Annotated in this window: 22 protein-coding genes; 13 read left to right on the top strand and 9 right to left on the bottom strand. The window is 74.3% G+C overall.

What is annotated here, in order from left to right:
- Positions 1 to 47 precede the first annotated feature (47 nt).
- Together ACFY7C_RS33155 and ACFY7C_RS33150 are read right to left on the bottom strand one after the other, a co-directional pair.
- The gene (locus tag ACFY7C_RS33155) at positions 48 to 275 is read right to left on the bottom strand and encodes a hypothetical protein (protein ID WP_389658011.1); all 228 of its coding nucleotides are present in this window, start codon (positions 273 to 275) and stop codon (positions 48 to 50) included.
- A 179-nt stretch (positions 276 to 454) separates the two neighbouring features.
- Positions 455 to 1,237, bottom strand: coding sequence for a hypothetical protein (locus tag ACFY7C_RS33150; RefSeq protein ID WP_389658008.1), 783 nt, complete (start codon positions 1,235 to 1,237; stop codon positions 455 to 457).
- A gap of 225 nt (positions 1,238 to 1,462) precedes the next feature.
- Between ACFY7C_RS33150 and ACFY7C_RS33145 the strand changes: the two genes are divergently transcribed.
- The gene (locus ACFY7C_RS33145; protein WP_389658005.1) at positions 1,463 to 2,071 is read left to right on the top strand and encodes a transglycosylase family protein; all 609 of its coding nucleotides are present in this window, start codon (positions 1,463 to 1,465) and stop codon (positions 2,069 to 2,071) included.
- On the opposite strand, the gene ACFY7C_RS33140 is transcribed toward ACFY7C_RS33145, so the two are convergent.
- The 3 genes from ACFY7C_RS33140 to ACFY7C_RS33130 are packed head-to-tail and all read right to left on the bottom strand — an operon-like array spanning position 2,052 to position 6,375.
- Complete coding sequence (locus ACFY7C_RS33140) at positions 2,052 to 2,711, bottom strand: ATP-binding cassette domain-containing protein (protein WP_389658002.1); 660 nt, start codon at positions 2,709 to 2,711, stop codon at positions 2,052 to 2,054. The two genes, ACFY7C_RS33145 and ACFY7C_RS33140, sit on opposite strands and share 20 nt — an antisense overlap.
- Positions 2,708 to 5,935 (bottom strand): ATP-binding cassette domain-containing protein, encoded by a 3,228-nt coding sequence (locus tag ACFY7C_RS33135; protein WP_389657999.1) that lies wholly within the window; start codon positions 5,933 to 5,935, stop codon positions 2,708 to 2,710. Before ACFY7C_RS33135 ends, ACFY7C_RS33140 begins: the two co-directional genes overlap by 4 nt.
- Complete coding sequence (locus ACFY7C_RS33130; RefSeq protein WP_389657996.1) at positions 5,923 to 6,375, bottom strand: hypothetical protein; 453 nt, start codon at positions 6,373 to 6,375, stop codon at positions 5,923 to 5,925. Before ACFY7C_RS33130 ends, ACFY7C_RS33135 begins: the two co-directional genes overlap by 13 nt.
- Before the next feature lie 108 nt (positions 6,376 to 6,483).
- Between ACFY7C_RS33130 and ACFY7C_RS33125 the strand changes: the two genes are divergently transcribed.
- The 4 genes from ACFY7C_RS33125 to ACFY7C_RS33110 all read left to right on the top strand — a co-directional run bounded on the left by ACFY7C_RS33125 (position 6,484) and on the right by ACFY7C_RS33110 (position 10,675).
- On the top strand, positions 6,484 to 6,987 hold the full coding sequence (locus tag ACFY7C_RS33125; RefSeq protein WP_389657993.1) for a hypothetical protein: 504 nt from the start codon (positions 6,484 to 6,486) through the stop codon (positions 6,985 to 6,987).
- On the top strand, positions 6,962 to 8,263 hold the full coding sequence (locus ACFY7C_RS33120) for an ABC transporter substrate-binding protein (RefSeq protein WP_389657990.1): 1,302 nt from the start codon (positions 6,962 to 6,964) through the stop codon (positions 8,261 to 8,263). The genes ACFY7C_RS33125 and ACFY7C_RS33120 overlap by 26 nt, the downstream gene beginning before the upstream one ends.
- A 70-nt stretch (positions 8,264 to 8,333) precedes the next feature.
- Positions 8,334 to 9,611, top strand: coding sequence for a glycosyltransferase (locus tag ACFY7C_RS33115; protein ID WP_389657987.1), 1,278 nt, complete (start codon positions 8,334 to 8,336; stop codon positions 9,609 to 9,611).
- Between the two features lie 74 nt (positions 9,612 to 9,685).
- Positions 9,686 to 10,675, top strand: a complete 990-nt coding sequence (locus ACFY7C_RS33110; RefSeq protein ID WP_389657983.1) for a helix-turn-helix transcriptional regulator — start codon at positions 9,686 to 9,688, stop codon at positions 10,673 to 10,675.
- Here ACFY7C_RS33110 and ctaD read toward each other — a convergent pair.
- Positions 10,611 to 12,326: a cytochrome c oxidase subunit I gene (gene ctaD / locus ACFY7C_RS33105; protein ID WP_389657980.1), complete on the bottom strand. Its 1,716-nt coding sequence runs from the start codon at positions 12,324 to 12,326 to the stop codon at positions 10,611 to 10,613. The genes ACFY7C_RS33110 and ctaD overlap by 65 nt on opposite strands.
- A 330-nt stretch (positions 12,327 to 12,656) precedes the next feature.
- Here ctaD and ACFY7C_RS33100 point away from each other — a divergent pair, with 330 nt between their 5' ends.
- Entirely contained in the window at positions 12,657 to 12,848 is a 192-nt protein-coding gene (locus ACFY7C_RS33100) for an I78 family peptidase inhibitor (protein WP_389657977.1), read from the top strand.
- 99 nt (positions 12,849 to 12,947) lie between these two features.
- Here the strand turns inward: ACFY7C_RS33100 and ACFY7C_RS33095 are convergent, their stop codons facing one another.
- A complete protein-coding gene (locus ACFY7C_RS33095) occupies positions 12,948 to 13,982 on the bottom strand; it encodes a phosphatase PAP2 family protein (protein WP_389657974.1) in 1,035 nt (344 codons plus the stop codon).
- A 403-nt stretch (positions 13,983 to 14,385) separates the two neighbouring features.
- On the opposite strand from ACFY7C_RS33095, the gene ACFY7C_RS33090 reads away from it, so the two are divergent.
- Positions 14,386 to 16,173 carry an MFS transporter gene (locus tag ACFY7C_RS33090; RefSeq protein WP_389657971.1) on the top strand — a complete coding sequence of 596 codons (1,788 nt, stop codon included), beginning with the start codon at positions 14,386 to 14,388 and terminating at the stop codon, positions 16,171 to 16,173.
- A gap of 96 nt (positions 16,174 to 16,269) precedes the next feature.
- Here the strand turns inward: ACFY7C_RS33090 and ACFY7C_RS33085 are convergent, their stop codons facing one another.
- Positions 16,270 to 16,704, bottom strand: coding sequence for a cell division protein SepF (locus tag ACFY7C_RS33085; RefSeq protein WP_352080362.1), 435 nt, complete (start codon positions 16,702 to 16,704; stop codon positions 16,270 to 16,272).
- Positions 16,705 to 17,050: 346 nt separating this feature from the next.
- On the opposite strand from ACFY7C_RS33085, the gene ACFY7C_RS33080 reads away from it, so the two are divergent.
- Positions 17,051 to 18,271 carry a DUF5685 family protein gene (locus tag ACFY7C_RS33080; protein WP_389657968.1) on the top strand — a complete coding sequence of 407 codons (1,221 nt, stop codon included), beginning with the start codon at positions 17,051 to 17,053 and terminating at the stop codon, positions 18,269 to 18,271.
- Positions 18,272 to 18,328: 57 nt separating this feature from the next.
- On the opposite strand, the gene ACFY7C_RS33075 is transcribed toward ACFY7C_RS33080, so the two are convergent.
- Positions 18,329 to 19,306 (bottom strand): ABC transporter substrate-binding protein, encoded by a 978-nt coding sequence (locus ACFY7C_RS33075; RefSeq protein ID WP_389657965.1) that lies wholly within the window; start codon positions 19,304 to 19,306, stop codon positions 18,329 to 18,331.
- A 432-nt stretch (positions 19,307 to 19,738) separates the two neighbouring features.
- On the opposite strand from ACFY7C_RS33075, the gene ACFY7C_RS33070 reads away from it, so the two are divergent.
- The 5 genes from ACFY7C_RS33070 (at position 19,739) to ACFY7C_RS33050 (ending at position 25,186) form a co-directional block, all read left to right on the top strand.
- Positions 19,739 to 20,602: an amino acid ABC transporter permease gene (locus ACFY7C_RS33070; RefSeq protein ID WP_389657962.1), complete on the top strand. Its 864-nt coding sequence runs from the start codon at positions 19,739 to 19,741 to the stop codon at positions 20,600 to 20,602.
- On the top strand, positions 20,599 to 22,386 hold the full coding sequence (locus ACFY7C_RS33065) for an FAD/NAD(P)-binding protein (RefSeq protein WP_389657959.1): 1,788 nt from the start codon (positions 20,599 to 20,601) through the stop codon (positions 22,384 to 22,386). Before ACFY7C_RS33070 ends, ACFY7C_RS33065 begins: the two co-directional genes overlap by 4 nt.
- A gap of 47 nt (positions 22,387 to 22,433) precedes the next feature.
- A complete protein-coding gene (locus ACFY7C_RS33060) occupies positions 22,434 to 23,222 on the top strand; it encodes an amino acid ABC transporter ATP-binding protein (RefSeq protein ID WP_389657956.1) in 789 nt (262 codons plus the stop codon).
- A 32-nt stretch (positions 23,223 to 23,254) separates the two neighbouring features.
- Positions 23,255 to 24,067: a DUF1684 domain-containing protein gene (locus ACFY7C_RS33055; RefSeq protein WP_389657953.1), complete on the top strand. Its 813-nt coding sequence runs from the start codon at positions 23,255 to 23,257 to the stop codon at positions 24,065 to 24,067.
- Positions 24,068 to 24,331: 264 nt separating this feature from the next.
- Positions 24,332 to 25,186, top strand: coding sequence for a S1 family peptidase (locus ACFY7C_RS33050; protein ID WP_389657950.1), 855 nt, complete (start codon positions 24,332 to 24,334; stop codon positions 25,184 to 25,186).
- Positions 25,187 to 25,236: the final 50 nt, after the last annotated feature.

Below are 25,236 nucleotides of genomic sequence, written 5' to 3'. Positions count from 1 at the left end.
GATGAGCCCCGGCCCTCAGCCGTATGCGCGTCCGTGTCCACGCCCTGCTAGACACCGCTCCGTGAGCCCGGTGGCAGCGCGTACGCCGACCATCCCGCGTGCTGCCGGTATCCCGCCGTCCCCGCCGCCCCCGTGCCGAAGGCCCGGAAGCTCAGCTCCTCCTCCCCGCTGCGGTCGCCCGGCAGCGTACGGAAGGTCCGGCGGTACTCGGAGTACAGGGCGTCGTAGATCGGCGTCGAGGAGAGGGCCGCCGGGACGTCCTGCGCCGGGCGCATGGACGGGATCGGACTCGGATACTGCTGGCGGAAGGGGTCGTATGCGTGCACGTATGTGCCAACGACCCCGGCGTCCGTGAGATGCGGGCGGCTCTCGGAAAGAGGAGCCCGCCGGGGCCGCGGGACGGACGGCACCCCCGGGACGCGGGCCGGCCCTATGCCGGGTCGCGTGTCCTCCATCACGTACCGGCCAGCGGCATCGCGGCGGCCACCAGGCGCCCGTTGGCCGCGGCCTTCTCCAGGGCGTCGCGCAGCAGGTCCTCGCGCGGCTGCTGGCCGATGGACCCCACCGGGGCGGCGAAGACCAGCACCGTGTGCGACTTGTTGGCCGCGGCCCGCCAGCCCTCGGTGACCTGGAGCGGCTGGTGCGCCTGCCACCAGGCGGCCTGGCCCGTACCGCCCGCGCCGGGCTGGAGGACGGAGTGCAGCTGACCCATGGCGACCAGGACCGACCAGCCGGGCAGCGGGGCCGGCCGGACGTTGACGTCGGAGACCGGCTGGAAGCCCTGCTCGACCAGGAGCGGGAGGAACTCGTCGGTCAGACCGTCCGAGCCCGGGCGGGCGACCGGCGCCGTCGGCTCCACGACGAGCGCCGGGTGCAGCTCTCCCCCGATCAGGACCAGACCGCTCGTGACCCCGAGGACCGCCTGCTCGGGGTGCGCGGCGGACAGGGAGTCGGCGGCGTCGGCCGCGGTGATGGAGGCGACGGCGCCCTGGAGCTGCTCCTCGGCGACCCGGACGACCTGGGACGGGATGCAGCTGGCGTGGGCGAACGCGAGAACGGCCGTCTCCTCTCCGACGAACAGCACCGTGCTGGTGCGCTCCTGCTCGGAGTCGCCGGGCGTGCGGCAGGAGGTGCAGTCGTAGCTGCCCGGGGCGTTGTCGCCGGCGAGCAGCCGGTCGGCTTCTTCGTCGCCGATCTCGGCGCGTACGTCCTCGCTGACGTCGAGCATGCGCGGCACGGGGGACTCCTGGACTCTTCGCGTGCGACGCCGGGCGGTTCCCGGTCGTCTCATGCCGAGTTCAACGGGGAAGGATCCACCGGGGTCACGCGCGGAGCGGCGCCAAGTTGGGGGAGGCGCCGGTGGCCCGCCGGTGACTCGCCGGTGACTCCGACCGGGTGGCATGTGAACGGTGTTCCGCGCGGCACGGGTCCGGCGGCGGGAGCCGGTGCCTAGCCTGCCCCGATGTCGAAGATCCGATATTGGACGGCCGGTGCCGTCCTGGCGGCGTCGCTGCTGTCCCCGGTGTCGGTCGCCGAGGCGTCGGCCCCTGGGGCGTCGGGCGCACCGGCGCCGGGCGAGCGGGCGCTGGGCGAGTGGGTGATGGGCGCGCGGGTGTCGGGCAGCGCCCCCACGCCCGTCGAGGCGTGCGTGAAGGACCAGTGGCCGTGGGGCTGCGTCGCCGAGTGCGAGAGCGGCGGCGACTGGCACGCCAACACCGGCAACGGCTTCTACGGCGGACTGCAGTTCTGGCAGCCCACCTGGGACGAGTTCGGCGGAGGCCGCTACGCCCGCCGCGCCGACCTGGCGACCCGCGCCCAGCAGATCACGGTCGCCGAGGAGGTGCTGCGGATCCAGGGCTGGGGGGCCTGGCCGGTCTGCTCGCGGCGGTACGGCCTGAGCGGGCGCGCCCATGTCGTCCAGCCCGGCGACACGCTCAGCTCGATCGCCCGCCGCTTCAAGATCCGGGGCGGCTGGCAGGCGCTGTACGAGGCGAACCGGGCGGCGGTCGGACCGGACCCGAACCGGCTGACGGTCGGCACGATGCTGAGGCTCACGTCCACCGCGCGGTGATCTCGCGGACGGCCGCCAGGGAGCCGCGGCTGAGTTCGTACGCGAGCGAGCCCGGCGGCAGCCCGTACGGGACGCGCTGCTCGGCCAGCACCACCGCGGCGGAGCGGGGCGGCCGGGCGAGGGCGGCGAGCAGCCCGTACGTACGGGAGGCCACGGCCGGCGCCAGGCCGAGGGACGGCTCGTCGACCAGGACGACGCGGGCCGGGGAGAGCAGGGCGCGGGTCAGCGCGAGCATCCGGCGCTCGCCGCCGGACAGGCTCGCGGCGCGGTGGCCGAGCAGCGGTGCGAGCTCCGGGTAGGCGGCGAGGGCCTCGTCCCGGCGGCCGGGCGCCGCCAGGTCCAGGTTCTCCGCGACGGTGAGGGTCGCGTAGACGGCCCGCAGGTCCGGTACGAAGCACAGGCCGCGGCGGGCCCGCGCGTGGGCGGGCAGCCGGGTGACGTCCGTACCGCGCCACTCCACGCGCCCGGCCGTGAGCGGCACCGTCCCGGCGAGGGCGCGCAGGACGGTGGTGCGGCCGGAACCGTTGCGGCCGAGCAGGACGGTGACGGTCGCGGCGGGCAGGGGAAGGTCGAGGCCGTGCAGGGCCTCCAGGGGGCCGTAGTTGACCCGGGCACGGCGGAGGGCGATCTCGACGCTCATGACACGATCCGGCCCCCTTCCATGGTGTGGACGGTGCGGGCGATGCCGGCGACGAGGTCCGGGTCGTGCTCGACGACGAGCACGGTGAGGCCGTCGGCGGCGAGCGCGGCGAGGATACGGGCCAGGGCGGCCGTCTCGTCGGCGTCGAGCCCCGCGGCGGGCTCGTCGAGCAGGAGCGTGTGCGGGGCGCCCGCGAGCGCCCGGGCGAGCTCCACCCTGCGGAGCGTGCCGGTCGGCAGCCCGGCCGCCGCCCGGTGCCGCACGCTCCCGGCGAGCCCGAGCAACCGCAGCGCCTGCTCGGCGGGCGCGCCCCGGCCGCCGACCAGGACGTTCTCCTCGACGGTGAGCGACGGGAACACGGCCGGCTGCTGGAACGTCCGGGCGATCCCCAGCCGATGACGGACGTGCGCCGGCCGCCGGGTGATGTCGACCCCGTCGAGCACCACCCGCCCCGCGGTCGGCCGCAGCGTCCCCGCGAGACAGTCGAACAGCGTGCTCTTCCCCGCCCCGTTCGGCCCGACGACCGCGGTCACCCGCCCGGGCCGCAGCACCAGGTCGACACGATCGAGAGCGGTGAGCCCCCCGGGATAGGTGAGGCGAAGGCCTTGGGCGACGAGCCGGGGGGCGGGCGCGCCCGCCGTGGCCCGGGGGCGGCCACCGGAGTCCGGGCCTGCGGCCGGTGGGCGGACGGGGTGGGGCGGGCCTTCGGCCGGGTCGCCCGTGGGGGCGGGGGGCTCCGGTGCCAGGTCGGCGGTCGACGGGGCGCCGGGTCCCTGGGCTGCGGCCGGGCTGCGGGCCGGACCCTGTCCGGGCGGTGCGGCGCCAGGCGCGCGCGCTGGCGGGTCGGGGCTCGGCCGGCCCTGGGCCGAGTGGCTGTGCGGGTCAGGGCCGCCCGCGTGGGCGGGGGCTGTGGGCGGGGCCTTGGGTCCCTGGCCTTCGGCCGGTGGGCGGACGGGGTGGGGCGGGCCTGCGGCCGGGTCGCCCGTGGGGGCGGGGGGCTCGGGTGTCAGGTCGGCGGTCGGCGGGGCGCCGCGTCCCTGGCCTGCGGCCGGGCTGCGGGCCGGACCCGGTCCGGGCGGTGCGGCGTTAGGCGCGGGGGCGGGAAGGCGGCTCCCGGGGTCCTGGCCCTGGGCCGGGTGGTTGTGCGGGTCAGGGCCGCCCGTGTGGGCTGGGGCTGTGGGCGGGGTGCCGGGGCCAGGGCCTGCGGCCGGGGGGCCGTGCTCCTCAGGGCCGGCTGCGGCGGGTTGGGGCGTGGGGGTCTCGGGGGCACCCGGCTCCCGGGGAGCGGCCCGGTCCGCCGCCGGGTGCTCGGCGGCGCCCGTATCGCCCGAGCGCGTTCCCGTGGTGCGATCGGGCCGCCCGCCGGGCCCGGCGGGCGGAGGAGCCGACAGACGCCGGCCCGCCCGCCGCGCGCCGGGGAACCTCGGGAGCAGGGTTGTCAGGAGGGGCGGGACGCGGCCGGTGAAGGTGGCCAGGAGGCCGATCAGGGCGGCTGCGACGCCCGCGTGGCCGCCGGCGTCGAGGGCGACCAGGAGGGTGGCGGCGAGGAGCGGGGTGAGGAGGAGGTCGGCGCCGAGGGCCAGGACGGCGGCGAACCAGAGCAGGCCGCGTACCGGGTCGAAGGCGTCCGGGTCGAAGGCTCGGACGCCCATGCCCAGCAGGCCGCCGCCCAGCGCCGCGAGGGCCGCGCCCAGGACGAAGGCGAGGAGCTTGAGGCCCGCCACGCGCACCCCCGCCGCCTCCGCGCCGCGCTCGTGGTCGCGCAGCACGGCGAGGGCGCGGCCCGTGCGGCCCCGGCGCAGGGCACCCACCAGGAGCAGGCAGCAGGCGAGGACCGTCAGCTCCAGGACGTAGTAGCGCCGGTCCGGTTCGAAGCCGGCCGGGCGCTCCAGGGCCACGCCCGCCGTCGCGTACGGCTGCGCGAAGACGAAGCGGCTCACCGCCACCCCCACCGCGAGCGTCACCAGGGCCAGCGCGAGCCCGTGCCGGCGGATCGCCGGCCAGCCGGTCAGCAGGCCCAGCGGCGCCACGCACAGCACCGCCGCCCCCAGCGCGACCAGCTCCGGCAGACCGGCCGCCGAGAGCAGGCCCGTGAACAGCGCGCCGAGCCCCGCGTACGCCGCCTGGCCCAGCGCGATCTGACCGCCCCGGCCCGAGACCACCACCAGCGACAGCAGGATCACCGCGAGCGCCGGCACCTGCACCGCCGTCGTCAGGTCCTCGCCCGCGAAGCCCAGCGGCAGCGCGAAGAGCACCGCCGCCACCGGCCACACACCCGCCGGGACCCGCGGCGCCGCCCTGAGGGATGTCTCCCCACCGCGTGGCGATGCCCGATCGACAAGACGCCCCTCGGACGGCGGCAGCGCGTCCCCGTCGCCCACCCCCGGCAGCACCAGCGCCGCCACCAGCAGGGCCACCACGAACAGGTTCGCCGCGGCGGCCTGGAGCAGCTCGCCCGCCCAGCCGGCCGGGTGCAGCCGGGTCAGCTGGGCCTGCGCCACGCCCAGCGCGAGCGCGGCCAGGACCGCCACCGGCAGGCTCCGCATCCGGGCCACCACCGCGACCGCGATCACCTCGACCACGAGCAGCGGCATCCCGTACGGGTCGAGCCGCACGTACGGCGCGAGCAGCACGCCCGTGAGGCCGGCCGTGACCGCGCCGAAGGCCCAGCCCGCCGCCGCCACCCGGTCCGCGGGGATGCCGGACAGCACGGCCAGCGGACGGTTGTCCACCACCGCCCGCAGCTCCCGGCCGAACCGTGTCCACCGGGTCACCGCCCCCACCAGGCAGGCCAGCGCCACCACCGACGCGAGCTGTGCCCACGGGTCGTCGCCGAGCAGCACGGGCGCGTCGTCGCGGGCGCCGCCGCCCCAGAGCAGCGCCGCCCCGCCGACCAGCAGCACGAAGACGCCGATCGACGCCACCAGGGTCCGCGCCGGGCCCGCGCCGGCCAGGGCGAGCGGCCGGAACACCGCCCGGTCCAGGAGCAGGCCGATGCCCGGCGCCACGACGAGCAGGGTGACGGCCGCCCCGAGCGGCAGCGGCCAGCCCCACTCCACCACCAGCTGGCGCAGCACGTACGCGCACACCATGGCGATCGCGCCGTGCGCCAGGTTGAGGACGCCGGTCGCACGGTAGGTGACGATCAGTCCGATGCCGGTCAGCGCCGCCGCGCTGCCGACCGCGAGACCGGCGAGGACCAGGTCGTACGTCAGCGAGGCCACGGCTCACACACCGGGCAGGGCGCGAGCGCGGCGTCGCCCGCCGGGACCGCCTCCGGCCGCCCGGCCACCAGCGGGCAGTCCGGCCGGTGCGCGAGCGTCCCGCCGGGGACCCGCAGCGGTGGCTCCCCCGAGGAGGGCGCCGCCGGCTCCTCGACCGCGTCCCCTTCTTCGGGGGGCCGGACCGGCGAGGGCGCCACGGGGGCGAACAGGGCCGCCGCGCCCAGCACCGCGCCCACCACGAGCAGCGCCGCCCCCGGGACGGTGCACGAGGCCAGATACGGCAGCTGCCGTTCCGCGAACCGCTCGCCCGAGACCCCGTACCAGCCGAGCACGCACAGCACCGCGCCCCCGGCGGCCGCCACGAGCCCGCCCCACAGCAGGATCCGGGGTGTCGACGGCACGGCGCCTCCCTCGGCCTCAGACCACCATCCGGTCTTCATCGCAGCCTTTATGTCATCTTCATCCGCTTCCTTGCACTATGCCCCGAACCGGCACACCCTGGAATCATCAGGCCGCCCGGCCTGCACGGACATCCGGTGGTGAGCCAGATGGTTCTGAAGAGACGCGCCGCCGCGCTCGCGGCAGCCGCGGTACTGGTGCTGACGCCGACCCTCGCCGGCTGCGGCGACGACAACGGCGGCAACGGCAGGACGGACGCCCCCGCGACGACGCTGCCCACCATGGCGGCCCAGCCCGTGGACCCGGCCGCGGCCGAGGCGGAGATCACCAGGAACTGGACGGCCTTCTTCGACCCCAAGACCCCGACCGCCGAGCGGATCAAGCTCCTGGAGAACGGCGCGCGGATGGCCCCCGTCCTCGCCGCCTTCGCCGGCGACAAGAACGCCGCGACGAGCTCAGCGAAGGTCAAGGGGGTCGAGTTCACCTCGCCGTCGGACGCGAACGTCACCTATGACCTGCTCGTCGGCGGCAACCCCGCCCTGCCCGACGCCAAGGGCACCTCCGTCCTGCAGGACGACACCTGGAAGGTCTCCGTGCGGACCCTCTGCGGCCTCGTCCAGCTCAGCGGTGCGACACAGGTCCCGGGCTGCTGACGCAGCCGCGGCACTCCTCCTGACCGCCGTCCTCGCCGTCCTGGCCCTCCTCGCCACGGGCTGCGGCAGCCGGCTCCCGGAGAGCGCCTTCGAGGCGCGGCCCGCCGTCACCCCCTCCGGCGGCGAGCCGCTGCGCGTCGGCATCATCACCAGCGCCACCAGCCCCGTCGGCGGAGCCACCCTCACCGGCCCGCGCGACGGCGCCCGCGCCTACTTCGACGCCCTCAACGCCCGCGGCGGCCTCGACGGCCGCCGGATCGAGGTCGTCACCTGTGACGACGGCGGCAGCGGCGTCGGCAACCAGGCCTGCGTGCACCGGCTGATCGACGAGCGCAAGGTCTTCGCCCTGGTCGCCACCACCGCCCTCGACTACGCGGGCGCCCCACGCGTCGCCCGGGCCGGTGTCCCCGACGTCGGCGGCCAGCCGCTGACCCCGGCCTACGACACGTACCCCCATCTCTACGGGATCTACGGCAGCTCCGCCCCGCGCACCGGGAAGGAGCCCGGCTGGAACGGTGTGCTCTACGGCGGCACCGAGGTCTACCGCTGGTTCAGGAAGCACCTCGGCGCCAGGACCGCCGCCGTCGTCTCCTACAACCAGGCCGCCTCCGCCGCGTACGCCCGGCTGATCACCCAGGGACTGCGCGCCGAGGGCTACCGGGTCGTCGAGGAGCGGGTCGACTTCGTGCTGCCCAACTTCCGTGCCGTGGCGGCCGATCTGCGCGCCCAGAAGGCCGACCTCGTCTTCGACGCGATGGACAGCCACGGCAACGCCCGGCTGTGCGAGGCGATGGAGGCGTCGGGCGTACGGGTCGCCGCCAAGGTGACCAACGTGCAGAACTGGTCCTCGTCCGTGCCGCGCGACTACGCGCGCTCGCCCGGCTGCCGGGCCGCGCTCTTCGCGACCGGATCCAGCAGGAACCACGACGAGACCGCCTTCCCCGCCGTACGGGAGTTCCGCGCGGCGATGGGCGACCGGCCGCTCTCCCAGTGGCAGTTGGAGGGATGGGCGGCGGCCATGTGGTTCACCGACGCGGCCAGGTCCTGCGGCGACCGGCTCACCCGGGCGTGTGTCGAGGCGTACCTCGATCGGCGGGAGCCGTACACCGCGCGCGGACTGCTGCTGCCGGTCCGCTTCGAGCGGCTGGCGGAGCCGCCGAGGACCCGCTCCACCTGCCTGTCCGTGGCCCGCTGGCAGGACGGCCGGGGCTGGGTCTCGCAGGGCGAGATGACCGCGAACTGCGCCACCGTGCCCCAGCTGGGGTACCGGCCGTGAACGGGTCCCTCGCGCGGCGCAGTACAGTCGCCACGACCACGCACTTCACCGGGGGGAAACCGGTACGGCCATGCGCATCTCCTTCCTGCTCCACAACGGCTACCACATCGGTGGGACGATCCGGACGACCTTCACGCTCGCCGCCGAACTGGCGGCCCGTCACGAGGTGGAGATCGTCTCGGTGTTCCGCCACCGCGACGAGCCGATCCTCGGGGTCCCCGCCGGAGTGACCCTGCGTCACCTCGTCGACATCCGGAAGAACTCTCCCGGCCACGACGGCGAGCACCCCGACTTCCACCGCCCCGCCCGGGTCTTCCCGCGCGGCGACGGCCGCTGGAAGCAGTACAGCGCCCTGACCGACGCCCGGATCGGCGCGTACCTGGCGTCGGTCGAGGCGGACGTGGTGGTCGCCACCCGCCCGGGCCTCAACGTGCAGCTGGCCCGCCAGGCCCCGCGCGGGCCGGTCCTCGTCGGCCAGGAACACCTCATCCTCGACGGGCACAGCTACCGGCTGCGCCGCGACATCGCCCACGAGTACGCCCTCCTGGACGCCGTCACCACCGTCACCGAGGCCGACGCCCGCTCGTACCGGGCGCTGTCCCTGCCCGGCGTGCGGATCGACGCGGTGCCCAACAGCGTGCCCGCGCCGAGCGTGCCCCCCGCCGACCCCGCCTCGAAGATCGTCGTCGCGGCCGGCCGGCTCACCCCGGTCAAGCGCTACGACCTGCTGATCGACGCCTTCGCTGACGTGGCCGCCGCCCGCCCCGACTGGAAGCTGCGGATCTACGGCACCGGCGACGCCTCCGACAACCTGAGGAAGACCCTGGCCCGGCAGATCGAGCGGCGCGGTCTCGGCGAGCACGTCTTCCTCATGGGCACCGCCCACCCGATGGAGCCGGAGTGGGCCAAGGGCTCGCTGGCGGCCGTCACCTCACGTCGCGAGTCCTTCGGCATGACCATCGTGGAGGCGATGCGCTGCGGGCTGCCGGTGGTCTCCACCGACTGCCCGTACGGCCCCGCCGAGATCATCGAGGACGGCGTCGACGGCCGGCTCGTCCCGGTCGACGACACGGCGGCGGTCGCCGCCGCCCTGCTCGCCCTCATCAACGACGACGAGGCCCGTGCCCGCGCCTCGAAGGCGGCCCTCGCCGCCTCCGAGCGCTTCGACCCGGCCCGGATCGCCGCCCGCCACGAGGAGATCTGGACCGACCTCGTCGGCCGGGGCGCCGAGCGCTCCCGCAGCCACCCGCCCGCCCGCGCCACCCTCCACCGCACGGTCGGCACGGTCGTCGACGCCGTCTACACGGCGAAGGCCAGGGCGGGAGCGCTGGTCCGCCGCTTCCGCTGAGGCACCCCGAGGCGCCTCCGGATCGTGCGGATCGAGGACCGTGGCTGTCCGCGACTCCTGGCAGACTCGGCCGCATGTTGGAGACCTCCGCACGGCTGCTGCGTCTGCTCTCGTTGCTCCAGGCCCACCGCGAGTGGTCCGGCGCCGATCTCGCCGACCGCCTCGGGGTGACGGCGCGGACCGTGCGGCGGGACGTCGAGCGGCTGCGTGAGCTGGGCTATCCGGTCAACGCCACCCCCGGCACCGGGGGCGGCTACCAGCTGGGGGCGGGGGCCGAGCTGCCGCCGTTGCTGCTGGACGACGAGGAGGCGGTCGCGGTCGCCGTCGGGCTGCGGGCCGCGGCGGGGCAGGGCATCGAGGGCATCGGGGAGAGCTCCGTACGGGCACTGGCGAAGCTGGAGCAGGTGCTGCCCGGCCGGCTGCGCCGCCGGGTGGGCGCCCTCAACGCCTTCACCGTGCCGATGCTGCGCACCCCTCGCGACCGGATCGACCCCGCCGTCCTCACCGAGCTCGCCAACGCCTGCCGGGACGCCGAACGGCTGCGCTTCGAGTACCGCGACCACGGCGGGACCGCCACCCGCAGGACCGTAGAGCCGCACCGCCTGGTGTGCAGCGAGCGCCGGTGGTACCTGGTGGCCTGGGACGTGGACCGGGCCGACTGGCGGACCTTCCGGGCCGACCGGATCACGCCGACGCCGCCGCACGGCCCCCGCTTCCCGCCCCGCGAGCCGCCCGCCGAGGACCTGGCCGCCTATGTGGCCAAGGGCGTGTCCACGGCGGCGTACGCGAGCGAGGCGACGATACGGCTGCACGTGCCGCTCGCCGAGGCGGCGGCCGCGGTCGGCGCCGCCGACGGCGTCCTGACCGCCGAGGGGGACGCCTCCTGCCGCTTGCGGACCGGGGCCCACAGCCTCGACCTGCTCGTGATCCACGTGTCGATGCTCGGGTTCGAGTTCGAGGTGATCGACCCGCCGGAGCTGACCGACCGGGTGCGGGCGCTCAGGGACCTGCTGAGCCGGGCCCTCGACCGGCCGGGCGGCGCCGCTCCGGCGGCGGGCTCGTGAGCCGCATCCGCTCGTAGGCGGCGTACTCGGGGTGGTGCAGGTCGAAGGCGGGTGCCTCGGAGCGAATCAGGGGCACCTCCAGGAAGTTGTGCCGGGGCGGCGGACAGGAGGTCGCCCACTCCAGGGAGCGGCCGTAGCCCCACGGGTCGTCCACCTCGACCTTCTTCCCGTGCCGGGCGGTGTGCCACACGTTGTAGAGGAACGGCAGCGTCGACACCCCCAGCAGGAAGGCGCCGATGGTCGAGACCGTGTTGAGGGCGGTGAAGCCGTCGGCGTCGAGGTAGTCGGCGTACCGCCGGGGCATGCCCTCCGCGCCCAGCCAGTGCTGGACGAGGAAGGTGGTGTGGAAGCCGACGAACAGCGACCAGAAGTGGACCTTCCCGAGGCGCTCGTCGAGCATCCGCCCGGTGAACTTGGGCCACCAGAAGTAGAAGCCGGCGAAGGTCGCGAAGACGACGGTGCCGAAGACCGTGTAGTGGAAGTGGGCGACCACGAAGTACGTGTCGGTGACGTGGAAGTCCAGCGGCGGCGACGCGAGGATCACCCCGGTCACTCCGCCGAACAGGAACGACACCAGGAAGCCGATGGACCAGAGCATCGGGGTCTCGAAGGAGAGCGAGCCCTTGAGCAGGGTGCCGGTCCAGTTGAAGAACTTCACCCCGGTCGGCACGGCGATCAGGAACGAGAAGAAGGAGAAGAAGGGCAGCAGCACCGCCCCGGTCGCGAACATGTGGTGCGCCCACACGACCACCGACAGGCCGGTGATGCAGATGGTCGCGGCGATCAGGGTCGTGTAGCCGAACAGCGGCTTGCGGGCGAAGACCGGGATGATCTCGCTGATGATGCCGAAGAACGGCAGGGCGATGATGTAGACCTCGGGGTGCCCGAAGAACCAGAACAGGTGCTGCCACAGCAGCGCGCCGCCGTTCTCCGACTGGAAGACCACCGAGCCGAGCCGCCGGTCGGACTCCAGGACCAGCAGGGCCGCCGCGAGGACCGGGAAGGCGGCGAGCACCAGGATCGCGGTGAACAGGATGTTCCAGGTGAAGATCGGCATCCGGAACATGGTCATGCCGGGGGCCCGCATCCCGATGATCGTCGCCATGAAGTTCACGGAGGTGAGGATGGTGCCGAAGCCGGACAGCGCGAGCCCCATGATCCACAGGTCGACGCCCACGCCGGGTGAGCGCACCAGGCTGTTGAGCGGGGCGTACGCGGTCCAGCCGAAGGCGGCGGGCCCGGTCGGGGTGAGGAGGGAGCCGAGCACCATCAGGCCGCCGAAGAGGAACAGCCAGTACGAGAACATGTTGAGCCGGGGGAAGGCGACGTCGGGGGCGCCGATCTGCAGCGGCACCAGCTCGTTGGCGAAGCCCGCGAAGGTCGGCGTCGCGAAGAGCAGCAGCATGATCGTGCCGTGCAGGGTGAAGGCCTGGTTGAACTCCTGGTTGGACACCAGCTGCAGCCCCGGCCGCGCCAGCTCGGCCCGCATCACCATCGCCAGCGCCCCGGCGATCAGGAAGAAGACGAACGAGGTCACCAGATAGAGGTGGCCGATCTTCTTGTGGTCGGTCGTGGTCATCCAGTCGATCAGGACCCGACCGTGCCGCTGCCGCGGCGGTTCGATGCTCTCGGTCTCGGTCTCGGTAGCCATCCCCGGATGATGTCCCCCGCCGTGCGGACGACGGCGGAGGCCGACCGACAGGTCGTCCGGTCGGCGGAGGGCGGGCGGACGGTGTGGTCGGAACGCGGGGAAATCGTGAATGCCGCGTGTGCCGGGCCCGGCCCGGGGAATTCCCGCCGGAGCGCGGTCGTACGGAATTCCGGAAGGCCGCGGCGGAAGGCGCGGGGCGCCCGGCGCGGAAGGGCGGGAATAGCCGGGGAAACGGCTGGAAACCGCCACTGCCGGCGACGGGCGGCACGTCAAACATATGTCGAGAAGCTGTGACACAAGCGTGACCGGCGGGGTACTAACGTGAGCTGTATGACACCCGAACACGCACCCGATACGTATGTGGGGCTCGCCGCCGACGACGCCGAACGGCTCGCCCGGACCCGGGGCTGGAACGTCGTCCGTTCCCTTCCGCCGGGCTCGATCGTGACCATGGAGTACCTGGAGGGGCGCATCAACTTCGAGGTCGAGAACGGCGTCGTGACCCGCGTCTGGCTCGGCTGACCAGCGACACGGGGAAGCCGCGACACGGGGAGGGCCCCGGCCGTTCATCGGCCGGGGCCCTCCCCGTACTACGCAACCGTCGTGACCGGCGCGCCCGGTTCAGCCGCCCGTCGCCGGCCGCGAGTGCGGCGGGCGGCGGCTGCCCGCCGGACCGACCGGAGCGCGCTCCGAGCGCACCGCGTGGTGGGCGGCGTGCGCGTGATGGGCCGGGTGGTGCGAGCGCTGCGGGGCCAGCGGCGCCGTCGGCCGCCCCGCGGCCCGGCCGGTCGAGCCCCGGCCGGAACCGGCGCCCACGGTCTCCCGCACCGGCTCCTCGGCTCCGGCCGGACGCTGCGGGAACAGGCCGGGCACCGGACCGCCGGACGCCACGGGCAGCGAGGGCACCAGCCGGCGGCGGGCCCGCAGCTGCTCGCGCAGCCGGTCGCGCAGGCCCAGGATCCAGGCCTCCGCCACCGCGATGACCGGCTCGCACCAGGGCAGCGCGAGCAGGATGAGCAGGCCGGCGGCCCAGCCGAGCAGCACATCGCTCAGCCAGTGCGTACCGAGGTAGACGGTGGTCAGGCCGACGCCGAGCGCGACCACGGCCGACAGGGCCGAGAGATAGCGGCGGGCCCTCGGCGTGGTCGCCAGATAGGCCAGGATGCCCCAGGTCACCACCGCGTTCGCGGTGTGACCGGACGGGAATATATCGCCGCCGGCGAAGAGCTCGGCCGAGCCGATCTGCGTCGCGTAGTGGGGGCCGAGACGGCCGAGTCCGAGTTTGACCGAGCCGACCGTGACGTTGAGCAGCAGCAGCGCCGCTCCGAGGGAGAGCAGCGGCCGCAGGGTGTGCTGGCGCCAGGAGCGCCAGCCCAGCCAGGCCGCCACCATGACGGCCGTGGGGCCGCGCTGGCCGAGGACGACGTAGTAGTCGAGGAAGGCGTGCAGCTCCGGCCACTGCTGATAGGGCCGGAAGAGCATGATCTTCCAGTCGAGGGTCACCAGCCAGGTCGACAGCAGTACGGCGACGACGATGGCCAGATAGAACGCCGACGTCCCGCCGAAGAGGGCGAGACGCGTGCGGGTCATCCGCGGGACCTCTATCTTCGGCGGTTCCGGCTCCCGGTCCAGCCGGGCAAAGATGTCGGTACGCACCCAATCGACGTTACAGGGAGTGAGTAGCGACCTTGGTCGTTCCGGTGCCTTCGTGATGACGATGTGATGTGGAGTCGCTCTCAGCCGGGCGTTTGTTCTGGTCACCCGTCGGAAAATCCGATGACCTTCGGCCCTATTGCCGAAGTGGTCTTTCCGGAAGTGTGTTTGAGGGCCCGGAGAATTCCGCGAACGGCGGCCCGGGAGGAATTCCACCCGACGCGCGGTCCGGCCCGAGTGGCGTACGCCACACCGCCCGGTCCGCCGGGGTGAGAGCTGCACCACGCGCTCGGGGCTTGAACTCGCGTACGCTGACGGCTCACTCGCCCGTCGATGCCGGGCCGCCCCGGGGCCGCTCCCCGGCCGGTGCCCGCCGAGCGCGAGGGCTTCACTGGGAGGTACGTACATGGCGCGGACGATCACGGCCGGAACGCGGCCGCGTCCCCTGGGCCGCCGCACCGACGTCGGTGCCAACCGCTGGGTCGTCCTCGTCGTCCTCTGCGTCAGTCTGCTGCTCGTCGCGCTCGACGCGACCGTGCTGCACGTCGCCGTCCCCTCCCTCACCGAGGACCTCCGTCCGAGCTCCACCGCGCTGCTGTGGATCGTCGACGCCTATCCGCTGATCTGCGCCTCGCTCCTGATCCTCTTCGGCACCCTCGGCGACCGGGTCGGCCGCAGACGGGTGCTGCTGCTCGGTTACGGGCTGTTCGGCGTCGCCTCGGCGGTCGCCGCGCTCGCCACCGCCCCGGAGGTGCTGATCGGCGCCCGCGCCCTGCTCGGCGTCGGCGGCGCGATGATCATGCCCGCCACGCTCTCCATCCTCCGCGCGGTCTTCCCCGACCGGCGCGAGCGGGCCACCGCCATCGGCATCTGGACGGCGGTCGCCGCCGTCGGCGCCGCCACCGGACCCGTGCTCGGCGGCTTCCTCGTCGAGCACTACTGGTGGGGCTCGGTCTTCCTGATCAACATCCCGCTGATGGCGCTGATCCTGCCGCTCGGCCGCTGGCTGCTGCCCGAGTCCCGGGGCGGCTCCGACGGCCCCTGGGACGTGCTCGGCGCGCTGATGGCCGCGGCCGGAGTGCTCGGCGCCGTCCTCGGCGTCAAGCGGCTCGGCGCCGGCGACCCGCTGCTCGCGCTGCCCACGGCGGGTCCGCTGCTCGCCGGAGCCGCGCTGCTCGTCCTCTTCGTACGGCGGCAGAAGCGGCGCGCGCACCCGCTGATCGACATGCGGCTGTTCTCCCGGCCCGCCTTCACCACCTCGGTCGGCTGCGTCGTGCTCGCCATGCTCGCCCTGGTCGGACTGCAGCTGATCGCCGTCCAGTACCTCCAGCTGGTCCTGGGACTCAGCCCGGTGGAGACCGGGCTCCGGCTCCTCCCGCTGACCTTCGCCGCGATGGCGGCCGGCGCCACCGGCTCGTACACCCTGCGCAGGCTCGGCCCGCGCCGGATGGTCGGCTGGGGCTTCGTCCTGACCGCCTCGGCGGTGCTGCTGCTCGTCCTCATGGGGCACCAGGACCGCCCGCTGCTGCTGACCGTCGGCTTCGTCCTGCTCGGCTTCGGACTGCAGACCACGCTCTTCTCGGCGTACGAGTCGATGCTGAGCGAGGCGCCGCCGGAGAGCGCGGGCGGGGCCGCGGCCATCGGCGAGACCTCCTACCAGCTCGGCGCCGGCATGGGCATCGCCTTGCTCGGCAGCGTGATGAACGCGGCGTACGGCCCCGGTCTGAGCGGGGTGCCCGGGGTGCCGGAAAGCGCCACCCGCGCCGCCGCGAACTCCCTGGGCGAGGCCTATCAGGTCGCCGGGCAGCTCGGCGGCACGGCGGGCGAGGCCCTGCGGCACGCGGCCCGGCACGCCTTCGTGAACGGCCTCCACGTGACCTTGTTCGTGAGCGCGGGCCTGCTGCTCCTCGGCGCGCTGATGGCACTGCGCCTGCCGCGCGTGATGGAGTGCCCGCCGGTGCCGGACGGCGACCTCGACGACGGGCGCGGGGCCGACGGCGAGGGCCGTACGGAAGGCCGGGGGCTCGCCGGAGCGGAGCCCGTCGACCGGAAGCCGGCCGGGCCGCTGCTCGCGGAGCTGCCCGGTGCGCCCGGGGCCGTGACGGGGGAGTCCTCGGGCACCGCCCGCGTCCCCGCCGGCCGGGGCCCGGTCGAGCCGGCGGGCTCGGGGAGACCGGGGCGACCGGGGCGCTGACGGTCGGGCGGTGTTGACGGTCGGGGTCTGACGGCCGGGCGGCCGTGGCGGCCGGAGTCCCGACGGGTGGCGGCGGGCCGGGCCCCGTGAGGGGCCTCAGCTCTGGTTGAAGAAGCCGTCCTGCGAGCGGCCGGCGGACTCGCCGCTGACGATCTGGGTGTCGGCCGGGGTCAGCAGGAAGACCCGGGTCGCCACCCGCTCGATCGAGCCACGCAGACCGAAGGCGAGGCCGGCGGCGAAGTCGACCACGCGCTTGGCGTCGTTCGGCTCCATCGCCGTGAGGTTCACGATCACCGGGACGCCGTCCCGGAACAGCTCGCCGATGCCCCGGGCGTCCCGGAATCCGTCCGGGGAGACGGTGGCGATCCGACGGCCGTGCTCCTGCGCCGTGTCGGACGCCACCCGCACCCGCGGGTCCGTCACCCAGGCGTCGCCGCTCTCGGCACCGTCGGCGTACTCGTCGTCGTAGTAACGCTCGTCGTTGTCCTCGACGAGTCCCAGCCAGGCACTGGCCTTGCGCACCGATCCCATGGACGCCTCCTTTCAGCGCGGTCACTTGTGGTTCCGCATATCCCTATCGTCGTCCATGATGCGGATCGCGCGCCAAGTGGATAGTCGGCGCGCAGGGGATTCGTGACGGTACTGGTGCAGAACGTGAGGTTCGAAAACTGGCGATTCGTCAGGGATCTTGCGGTATGCGGCGTCTGACAGGGGGTCGGATCCGGCCACGCAACTTAAAATATGAACGTCGGGCCGGAAGGGTGACGATCGGGGCGTACGGGTGAACCGACTCCTCCGGCGACCTCCTGGGTACGATGCCCGACGCGTTCGCGCAACCGGCGCGCACGTCCACGGGGGAAACGTACGGGGGAATGTCTTGTTCGGAATCGTCAGGCCCTGCGCGCACCGCCTCACCGAAGGCCTCAAGACCGAGTGGATGGCCCACCTCTGCGGCCTCTGCCTGGCACTTCGCGCGGACCACGGTCAGCTCGCCCGGGTCGTCACCAACTACGACGGCCTGATCGTCTCGGTCCTGACGGAGGCTCAGACCGGAGTGACCCAGGCCGGCCGGCGCACCGCGGGACCCTGCCCGCTCCGCGCGATGCGGACCGCGCCCGTGGCCCGGGGCGAGGGTGCCCGGCTCGCCGGCGCCGTCTCCCTGGTCCTCGCCTCCGCGAAGATCCGGGACCACGTCGCCGACCGGGACGGCCTGTTGGCCCGGCGGCCGGTCGCCGCGGCGGCCCGCCGGGTCGCCCGGTCCTGGGACCGGGCGGGCGCGCGCACCGGGCGGGCGCTCGGCTTCGACACCGCCGTGCTGGTCGACGCCGTCGACCGGCAGACCGGCCTCGAGGCCCTCGCCGGCCCCGGCACGCCGCTGCTCGTCGTCACCGAGCCGACGGAGACGGCGACCGCGGCCGCGTTCGCGCACACCGCGGTCCTCGCCGGCCGCCCCGGCAACGCCGCCCCCCTCGCCGAGGCGGGCCGCCTCTTCGGCCGCCTCGCCCACCTCCTGGACGCCGTCGAGGACCAGGCCGCCGACGCCGAGGCAGGCTCCTGGAACCCGCTCACCGCGACCGGCACCTCACTGGAGGAGGCCCGCCGGCTCGCCGACGACGCGCTGCACGGCATCCGCCTGGCGCTGAAGGACGTCGACTTCGCCGACGGCCGTCTCGCCCACGTCCTCCTCGCCCACGAGTTGCGCACCTCGATCGACCGCGCCTTCGGCACGACGACCTGCGCGCACGGGATGCCGGGACCGGGGCAGGGGCCGGTGCCGGGGAACCCGTACGGCGGCGGGGCGCCCGGCCCGTACGGCGGGGGCGGCCATCCGTACGGCGGCGGCAACCCGTACGGCGGGGCGGGCGGACCCGGGGGCCCCGGCGGGCTGCCGCCGCAGTTCGGTGCCGGCGGTCCGCGGCAGCCCGAGCCGCGCGGCTTCCTGGCCGGGTGCGCCATGTTCACCTGGCTGTTCTGCACCTGCCAGATCTGTTGCGCGAAGGAGTACGAGGGCCCCTGGTCCCGGAAGAAGCGCGAGGGCTGCTGCCGGGACTGCGACTGCCCGTGCGACGGCTGCTGCTGCCCCTGCGACGGCTGCTGACGGGCCGGCAGGAGCGGCATCGGCACTCCGCCGTCAGCGCGCGCCGTCAGCTCGCCGTCACCGCTTCGGTGCCGGGATCTCCGGCGGGGAGATCCGTGACTCCGCGATCGCCGAGGCCGTCACGCCCCACTTCCGCAGGATCCGGTCGTACGTCCCGTCCGCCTTCAGACCGTTCACCGCGGCCCGGAAGGCGGGCGCGAGCGGGGTGCCCTTCTTGAAGGCGAAGCCGACGTCGAGGCGGCGGTATTCATTGAGGAACTTCGTGTCCGGCTGCTGGGTCACCGCGTGGCGGATGCCGTTGATGGTGCTCATCACGACGTCGCTGCGGCCCTGCCGGAGCGACATCCAGACCGCCGCCGGCTCGTTGAAGACCTTCACCTCGTACGGCTCGCGGCCGGCCTCGGCGCACCGGCCCCTGTTCTCCTCCAGGGTCCGCTCGAAGGTGGTGCCGGCGCCGGTGGCCACCTTCAGGCCGCAGAGCAGGGTGAGGTCGGTGACGGCCGGCAGGGTGCTGTCGGCGCGGGTCGCGAAGCCCTGGCCGTCGTTGACGTAGGTGACGAAGTCGATGGTCTTCCGGCGTCCCTCCGTCACGCCGAAGTTCCCGGTGCCGACGTCGTACCTGCCGCTGCCGAGCGCCGGCAGGATCGCCTCGAAGCCGGCCACCTCCCGCTTCAGTTCGAGGCCGAGCGCCTTGGCCACCGCGTCGGCGAAGTCGGCGTCCAGGCCGACGACGGTCCGGCCGTCGGGCAGATAGGCCGAGCTGGGCGGGCTGCCGACGGAGGAGGCGAGGGTCAGGGTGCCCCGCCGCCGTACGTCGGCGGGCAGCAGCTTCGCCGCGGCCTCGTTCCTCCTCACCCCCGCCACCACGTCCTCGGTCGGCAGCGCGGCCTGCGACGCGCTGGCCGCGCCGGTGGGGGCCGTGACCGGCTCGCCGCCCGAGCAGGCGGTCAGGGTGAGCGCGGCGGCGGTGATGAGCGCGAAGGCGGCGCCGGTGGCGGTGCGTTGCGCACGTTGCGTGTGTGGGGTGCTGCTCATGGCTTCGGGGTCTCCAGACACAGGGCAGGGCGAAGCGAGGAGAGGGCAGGGCGAAAAAGGGAAAGCGAGGGGAGGGGAGGGTTCAGGCGCTCGAAAGACGCGCCTGGGCGTGAAGGCGCCGCGGGAGAGAGCACGCGGGCAGGGGTGAAGCAGGGGGTCGGCTCAACAGGAGGAGGACCACACACGACCGAGGTCGATGTGGGAGCGCGTGACCAGCCACTGCTGCGGATGCATGGCACAAGTGGAACAGCGATCCGTTTCCGCGTCAACCATGATGAGACGTACGGCTCACAGTCCGGACAGCCTTGACAGCGGCCCGTGTTCACCGCTTAGCCTCGACGAGCGGTTCGGGCTGAGGGGCCCGGTCCGCCTCCTCGCGCGTGAAGGCGCACCCCGTGTTCGATCCGCCCCCGGCATCCACGGAGCCTTCGCATGTCCGCGATCCTCGCCAAAGCCCCCGCGCCCACCCCGGCCGAACCCACCGAACCGCCGGCACTGCGCATCGTCCCCGCCCGCCGCGCCGGCCAGTGGACCGCCGCCGGCGCCGTCCTCGTCCTCGCCGCCCTCGGCATCCACTCCGTCGCCACCAACCGGGCCTTCCAATGGGACGTGGTCGGCGACTACTTCACCTCCGGGGCCGTGCTGCGCGGCCTCGGCCTCACCCTGTGGCTGACCGCCGTCGTGATGGTCCTCGGCTTCGCCCTCGGAACCCTGCTCGCCGTCCTCAGGCTGTCCGCCAACCCGGTCCTGCGCGCGGTCAGCCGGACCTACGTGTGGTTCTTCCGCTCCACGCCGATCCTGGTCCAGCTGCTGTTCTGGTTCAACATCGGCGCCCTCTACCCGGTCGTCCTCGGCGTCCGTACGGTCGACCTCCTCGGTCCGGTCTCCGTCGCCGTCATCGGCCTGACCCTCCACGAGGCCGCCTACGCCGCCGAGGTCGTGCGCGGCGGGATCCTGTCCGTCGACCGCGGCCAGATCGAGGCCGCCCAGTCCCTCGGCCTCGGCCGGCTGCGCCGGCTCACCCGGATCGTGCTGCCGCAGGCCATGCGCTCCATCGTGCCGCCCGCCGGCAACATGCTGATCGGCACCCTCAAGGGCACCTCGATCGTCTCCGTCATCGCCGTCCAGGACCTGCTCTACTCGGTACAGCTCGTCTACCACCGCACCTACCAGGTCGTCCCGCTGCTCCTGGTCGCCACCGTCTGGTACGTCCTGGTCACCTCGGTCCTCAGCGTCGGCCAGCACTACGTCGAGCGGCACTACGCGCGCGGCACGACCGGGGCCGGCACCCGATGAGCCGGGCGATCGTCGTCGTCGGTGCCGGGCCCCGCGGCACCGGCTTCCTGGAACGGCTCGCCGCCAACCTCCCCGAGCTGTACGGCCAGCGGCCCCTCGACGTCCACCTCGTCGACCCGCACCCGGCCGGGCCCGGCCGGGTCTGGCGCACCGCCCAGTCACCGCTGCTGTGGATGAACTCGCGGGCCGGGGACGTCACCATGTTCACCGACGAGACCGTGGAGATCGACGGGCCCGTCCGCCCCGGACCCACCCTCGCCGAATGGGCCGGCATCGACGGACACGTCTTCCCCAGCCGCCGCCGGCAGGGCGCCTATCTGCGCTGGGTCCACGCCCGGGCGCGCGCCGCCCTGCCGCCGTCCGTCACCGTCCACGAACACCCCACCACCGCGACGCGTGTCGAGGGGCCGCACGACGGGCGCCAGCGGGTCCGGCTGGAGGGGCGGGCCGCACCGCTCGTCGCCGACCTCGTCGTCCTCGCCCTCGGTCACCTCGACGCCCGCCCCGACGAACGGCAGCGGCGGCTCGCCGACTTCGCCGCCCGCCACGGCCTCGTCCATCTGCCGCCCGGCTTCACCGCCGACTGCGACCTGTCCGCCCTGGCCCCCGGCGAGCCCGTCCTGGTGCGTGGCCTCGGACTCGCCTTCGTCGACCTCATGGTGCTGCTCACCGAGGGGCGGGGCGGGCGGTACGAGCGGGACCCCGAGGACGCGGACCGGCTGGTCTACGTGCCGTCCGGCCGCGAGCCGGTGCTCCACGTCGGATCGCGGCGGGGAGTCCCGTACCACTCCAAGATCGGCTACGAGCTCGACGGCGAACGGCCGCCGCTGCCCCGCTTCTTCGGGCCCGTCCAGGTCGACGCCCTGCGCGCGGCGCCCGGCCCGCTCGACTTCCGGCGTGACGTGTGGCCGCTCGTCGCCAAGGAACTCGGCTGGGCCCACTACCACCGGCTCTTCAGCGCCCACCCCGAGCGGACCGCGGTCGCGTGGAGCGACTTCGAGGAGGCGTACGCCGCCGCCGCACCCCTCGGCCCGGAACTCGACGCCCTCGTCGCCGCCGCCGTGCCGGACCCGGCCGACCGGCTGGACCTCGACGTCCTCGACCACCCGCTGGACGGGGTGCGGTACGCCTCCGCCGACGCCCTCCAGGAGGGTATGCGCCGGTACGTCGCCGCCGACCTCGCCCGCCGCCACGACCCCGGCCACAGCCCCGACCTGGCCGTCTTCGGCGCCCTGCTCTCCGTCTACGGACAGCTGGCGCGGCTCGGCGACCTCGGGGACCCGGGCAACCGGTGGCACGGCTTCTTCAGCCTGCTCGCGTCGGGCCCGCCCGGGCCCCGGCTGCGGCAGCTGCTCGCGCTCTCCGAGGCCGGGATCGTGCGCTTCCTGGGCGCCGGCCTGACGGTGGAGACCGACGAGGAGCGGGGCGTCTTCCGGGCTCGCGCCACCAGCCTGCCGGGGGAGTGGACCGAGGCCCGCGCCCTCGTCGAGGCCCGGCTGCCCGAACCCACCCGGGAGCACACCGAAAGCGCGCTGCTGCGTGCGCTGTACGAGGACGGGGCCCGCGCCACCGACGCCGGGCTGCTCGCCGTCGACCCCGGCGACGGGCGGGTCCTCGGGCGGGACGGCCGCCCGCACCCCCGGCGCTTCGCGCTCGGCCCGCACACCACCGCCCGCCTCGGCGGTGCCTTCACCCGGCCGCGTACCGGCGGCTTCGCCTTCCGCCAGAACGACCGGGCGGCGCGGGCCGCCCTCGCGCTGCTGCGCGACCTGTGCGGCGCCTGACCGCCCCTCCTCCCCGCCCTTTCCCCCTGTCCCGAAGAGGTACCGCCATGGCCGCCACCCCCGTTCCCGCCGAGTCCGACGTGAAGGTCCGCATCCGCGGCGTACGCAAGAGCTTCGGCCCGCTGGAGGTCCTGCGGGGCATCGACCTCGACGTCCGGTCCGGCGAGGTCGCCGTCGTCCTCGGACCGTCCGGCTCCGGCAAGTCCACGCTGCTGCGCACCGTCAACCACCTGGAGAAGGCGGACAGCGGCTCCGTCAGCGTCGACGGCACCTACGTCGGCTACCGCCGCTCCGGCGACAGGCTGTACGAACTGCGCGAGCGCGCGGTCCTCAGGCAGCGCACCCGCATCGGCTTCGTCTTCCAGGACTTCCACCTCTTCCCGCACCTCACCGTCCTGGAGAACGTCGTCGAGGCGCCGGTCTCCGCCCTGAAACGTCCCCGCAAGGAGGCCGAGGCGGCCGCCCTGGGGCTGCTCGACCGGGTGGGGCTCGCGGAGAAGGCCGGGGCCTATCCCGGGCAGTTGTCCGGCGGGCAGCAGCAGAGGGTCGCCATCGCCCGCGCGCTCGCCCTCGAACCGGGTCTGCTGCTCTTCGACGAGCCCACCTCCGCGCTCGACCCCGAGCTGGTCGGCGAGGTCCTCGACGTCATGAAGGACCTGGCCGCCGCGGGGACCACCATGATCGTCGTCACCCATGAGATCGGCTTCGCCCGCGAGGTCGCCGACACGGTGGTCTTCATGGACGCGGGGCGGATCGTCGAACAGGGGCCGCCCGCCGAGGTCCTGGACAGCCCGCGCCACGAACGGACCCGTGCCTTCCTCTCCAAGGTCCTCTGACCCGCCCCGCCCGTATGGAAAGGTGAACCACCATGAGCACGGATGTATCGAGGGACGCGCCGAGCGACCCCCGGCAGGAGTGGCAGCAGTGGCACGAGCAGCGCACGGCGGCCGTCGCCTCGTCGTACGGACCGCTCTCGCTGGCCGGCACGTACTGGCTCTCGGACTTCCCGGAGGGGCGAATTCCGGCCGTTCCGGGGGAGTGGCGGGCGGACGGTGACGAGGTCGTCCTGACCGCGGGTGCCGAGGACGGGATCACGGTCGACGGAAAGCCGCTGATCGGCACGGTGCGGCTGACCGCCGACCACGCCCCGATCCACGAGTCCCGGGCCGAGTCGGCCGGGCGGCGGCTCGTCGTGCTGCGCCGCGAGGGGGAGTGGGCGGTACGGGACTTCGACCCCGAGTCGGCGGCGCGCCGCGCCTTCCGGGGCATCGTGGCCACGCCGTACGACGAGGAGTGGGTGCGGCCCGGTGTGTTCCGCCCGTACGCCGAGGACCGTCACGTACGGGTGGAGAACGCGGACGGCAGGGAGCGCGGGCTCGGTCTCGCCGGCGAGCTGGTCTTCGACCTGCACGGCGCCGAGCACAGTCTCCAGGTGGCGGTGGAGGACGACGGCACGCTGTGGGCGGTCTTCGCGGACGCCACCAGCGGCCGGGACAGCTACCGCTTCCGTTTCCTGCGGCCGGCCGCGCCGGCGGCGGACGGCACGGTGACGGTGGACTTCAACCGGACGCTGCTGCCGCCGTGCGCGTTCGCGCCGCACTTCATCTGCCCCTTCCCGCCGCCGGGGAACACGCTGGACACGGCGGTCTCGGCGGGGGAGCGGCGGCTGGTCGAGGACTGAGCCGGGGTGTAGGGATCGGGCGGGGGCGGGGCTGGTCCTAGCCCTGGTCCGAGCGCTGAACCGGGGCGTCCGGATCGGGCGGGGACGGTGCGGGCCGACGGGGGGCCGCGCCGTCCCCGTCCGTTGCGGGTGTGTGCGGGCGGTCTTGTGCGTTCCGGCCGCGGAGGCCAGTATCGCTCGCGGTGCATGTCAGGAACACGTCACCTGACGGTGCCTCATGGGCCCGCCACCCACGGGCTCCTCCGCCGTACTCGAAGGAGAACAGTGAGGACCACGCGCATCCGACTGCTCGCCGTCGCCGCCGCCGTCGCGGCCGCCACCGCCCTCGGTCTGCCCGGCGCCCAGGCCGCCCCCACCCCCGGACCGGCGAGCGCCGCGGCGCTCGCCCGGGCCGACGCCGCCGTCCTGAAGGCCGACGTCGGCGGCACCGCCTGGTACGTGGACAAGGCCGCCGGCAGAGTCGTCGTCACCGCCGACTCCACCGTGTCCGAGGCCGGTCTCGCCAAGATCCGCCAGGCCGCCGGCGCCGACTCCGGGGCGCTGCGCATCGAGCGCACCCCGGGCGTCTTCAAGCCCCTGCTCGGCCCCGGCGACGCCATCTACGGCGGCGGCTACCGCTGCTCGCTCGGCTTCAACGTGGTCAGCGGCGGTGTGCCCCACTTCCTGACGGCCGGCCACTGCGGCAACGTCGTCAAGACCTGGTACGCCAACTCGGCGCAGTCCACGCTGATCGGCCCCACCGTCGGGTCCAGCTTCCCCGGCAACGACTACGCCCTGGTCCGCTACGACAACACCTCGCTCGGCCGCACCGGGGGCTTCACCGCCGCCGACGCCTACGTGGGCGAGTCCGTCAGGCGCTCCGGCTCCACCACCGGCACCCACAGCGGCACCGTGACCGGCCTGAACGCCACCGTCCACTACTCCGGCGGCGGCACCGTGCGCGGCATGATCCAGACCAACGTCTGCGCCGAGCCCGGCGACTCCGGCGGCGCCCTCTACGACGGCAGCAAGGCGCTCGGCATCACCTCCGGCGGCAGCGGCGACTGCTCCCGGGGCGGCACCACCTTCTACCAGCCGGTGCCCGAGGCGCTCGCCAAGTACCGGGCGACCCTGCTCTGACGAGCCCGCCCTCCTGAGTTCGCAACTCCCGTATGAAGCACCTCAGTTGA

The sequence above is a fragment of the Streptomyces sp. NPDC012769 genome, assembly GCF_042901205.1.
In the GTDB taxonomy this organism is placed as follows: Bacteria; Actinomycetota; Actinomycetes; order Streptomycetales; family Streptomycetaceae; genus Streptomyces.
The sequence above is the reverse complement of the archived record's forward strand: the minus strand, read 5'-3'. Positions and strand labels throughout refer to the sequence as shown.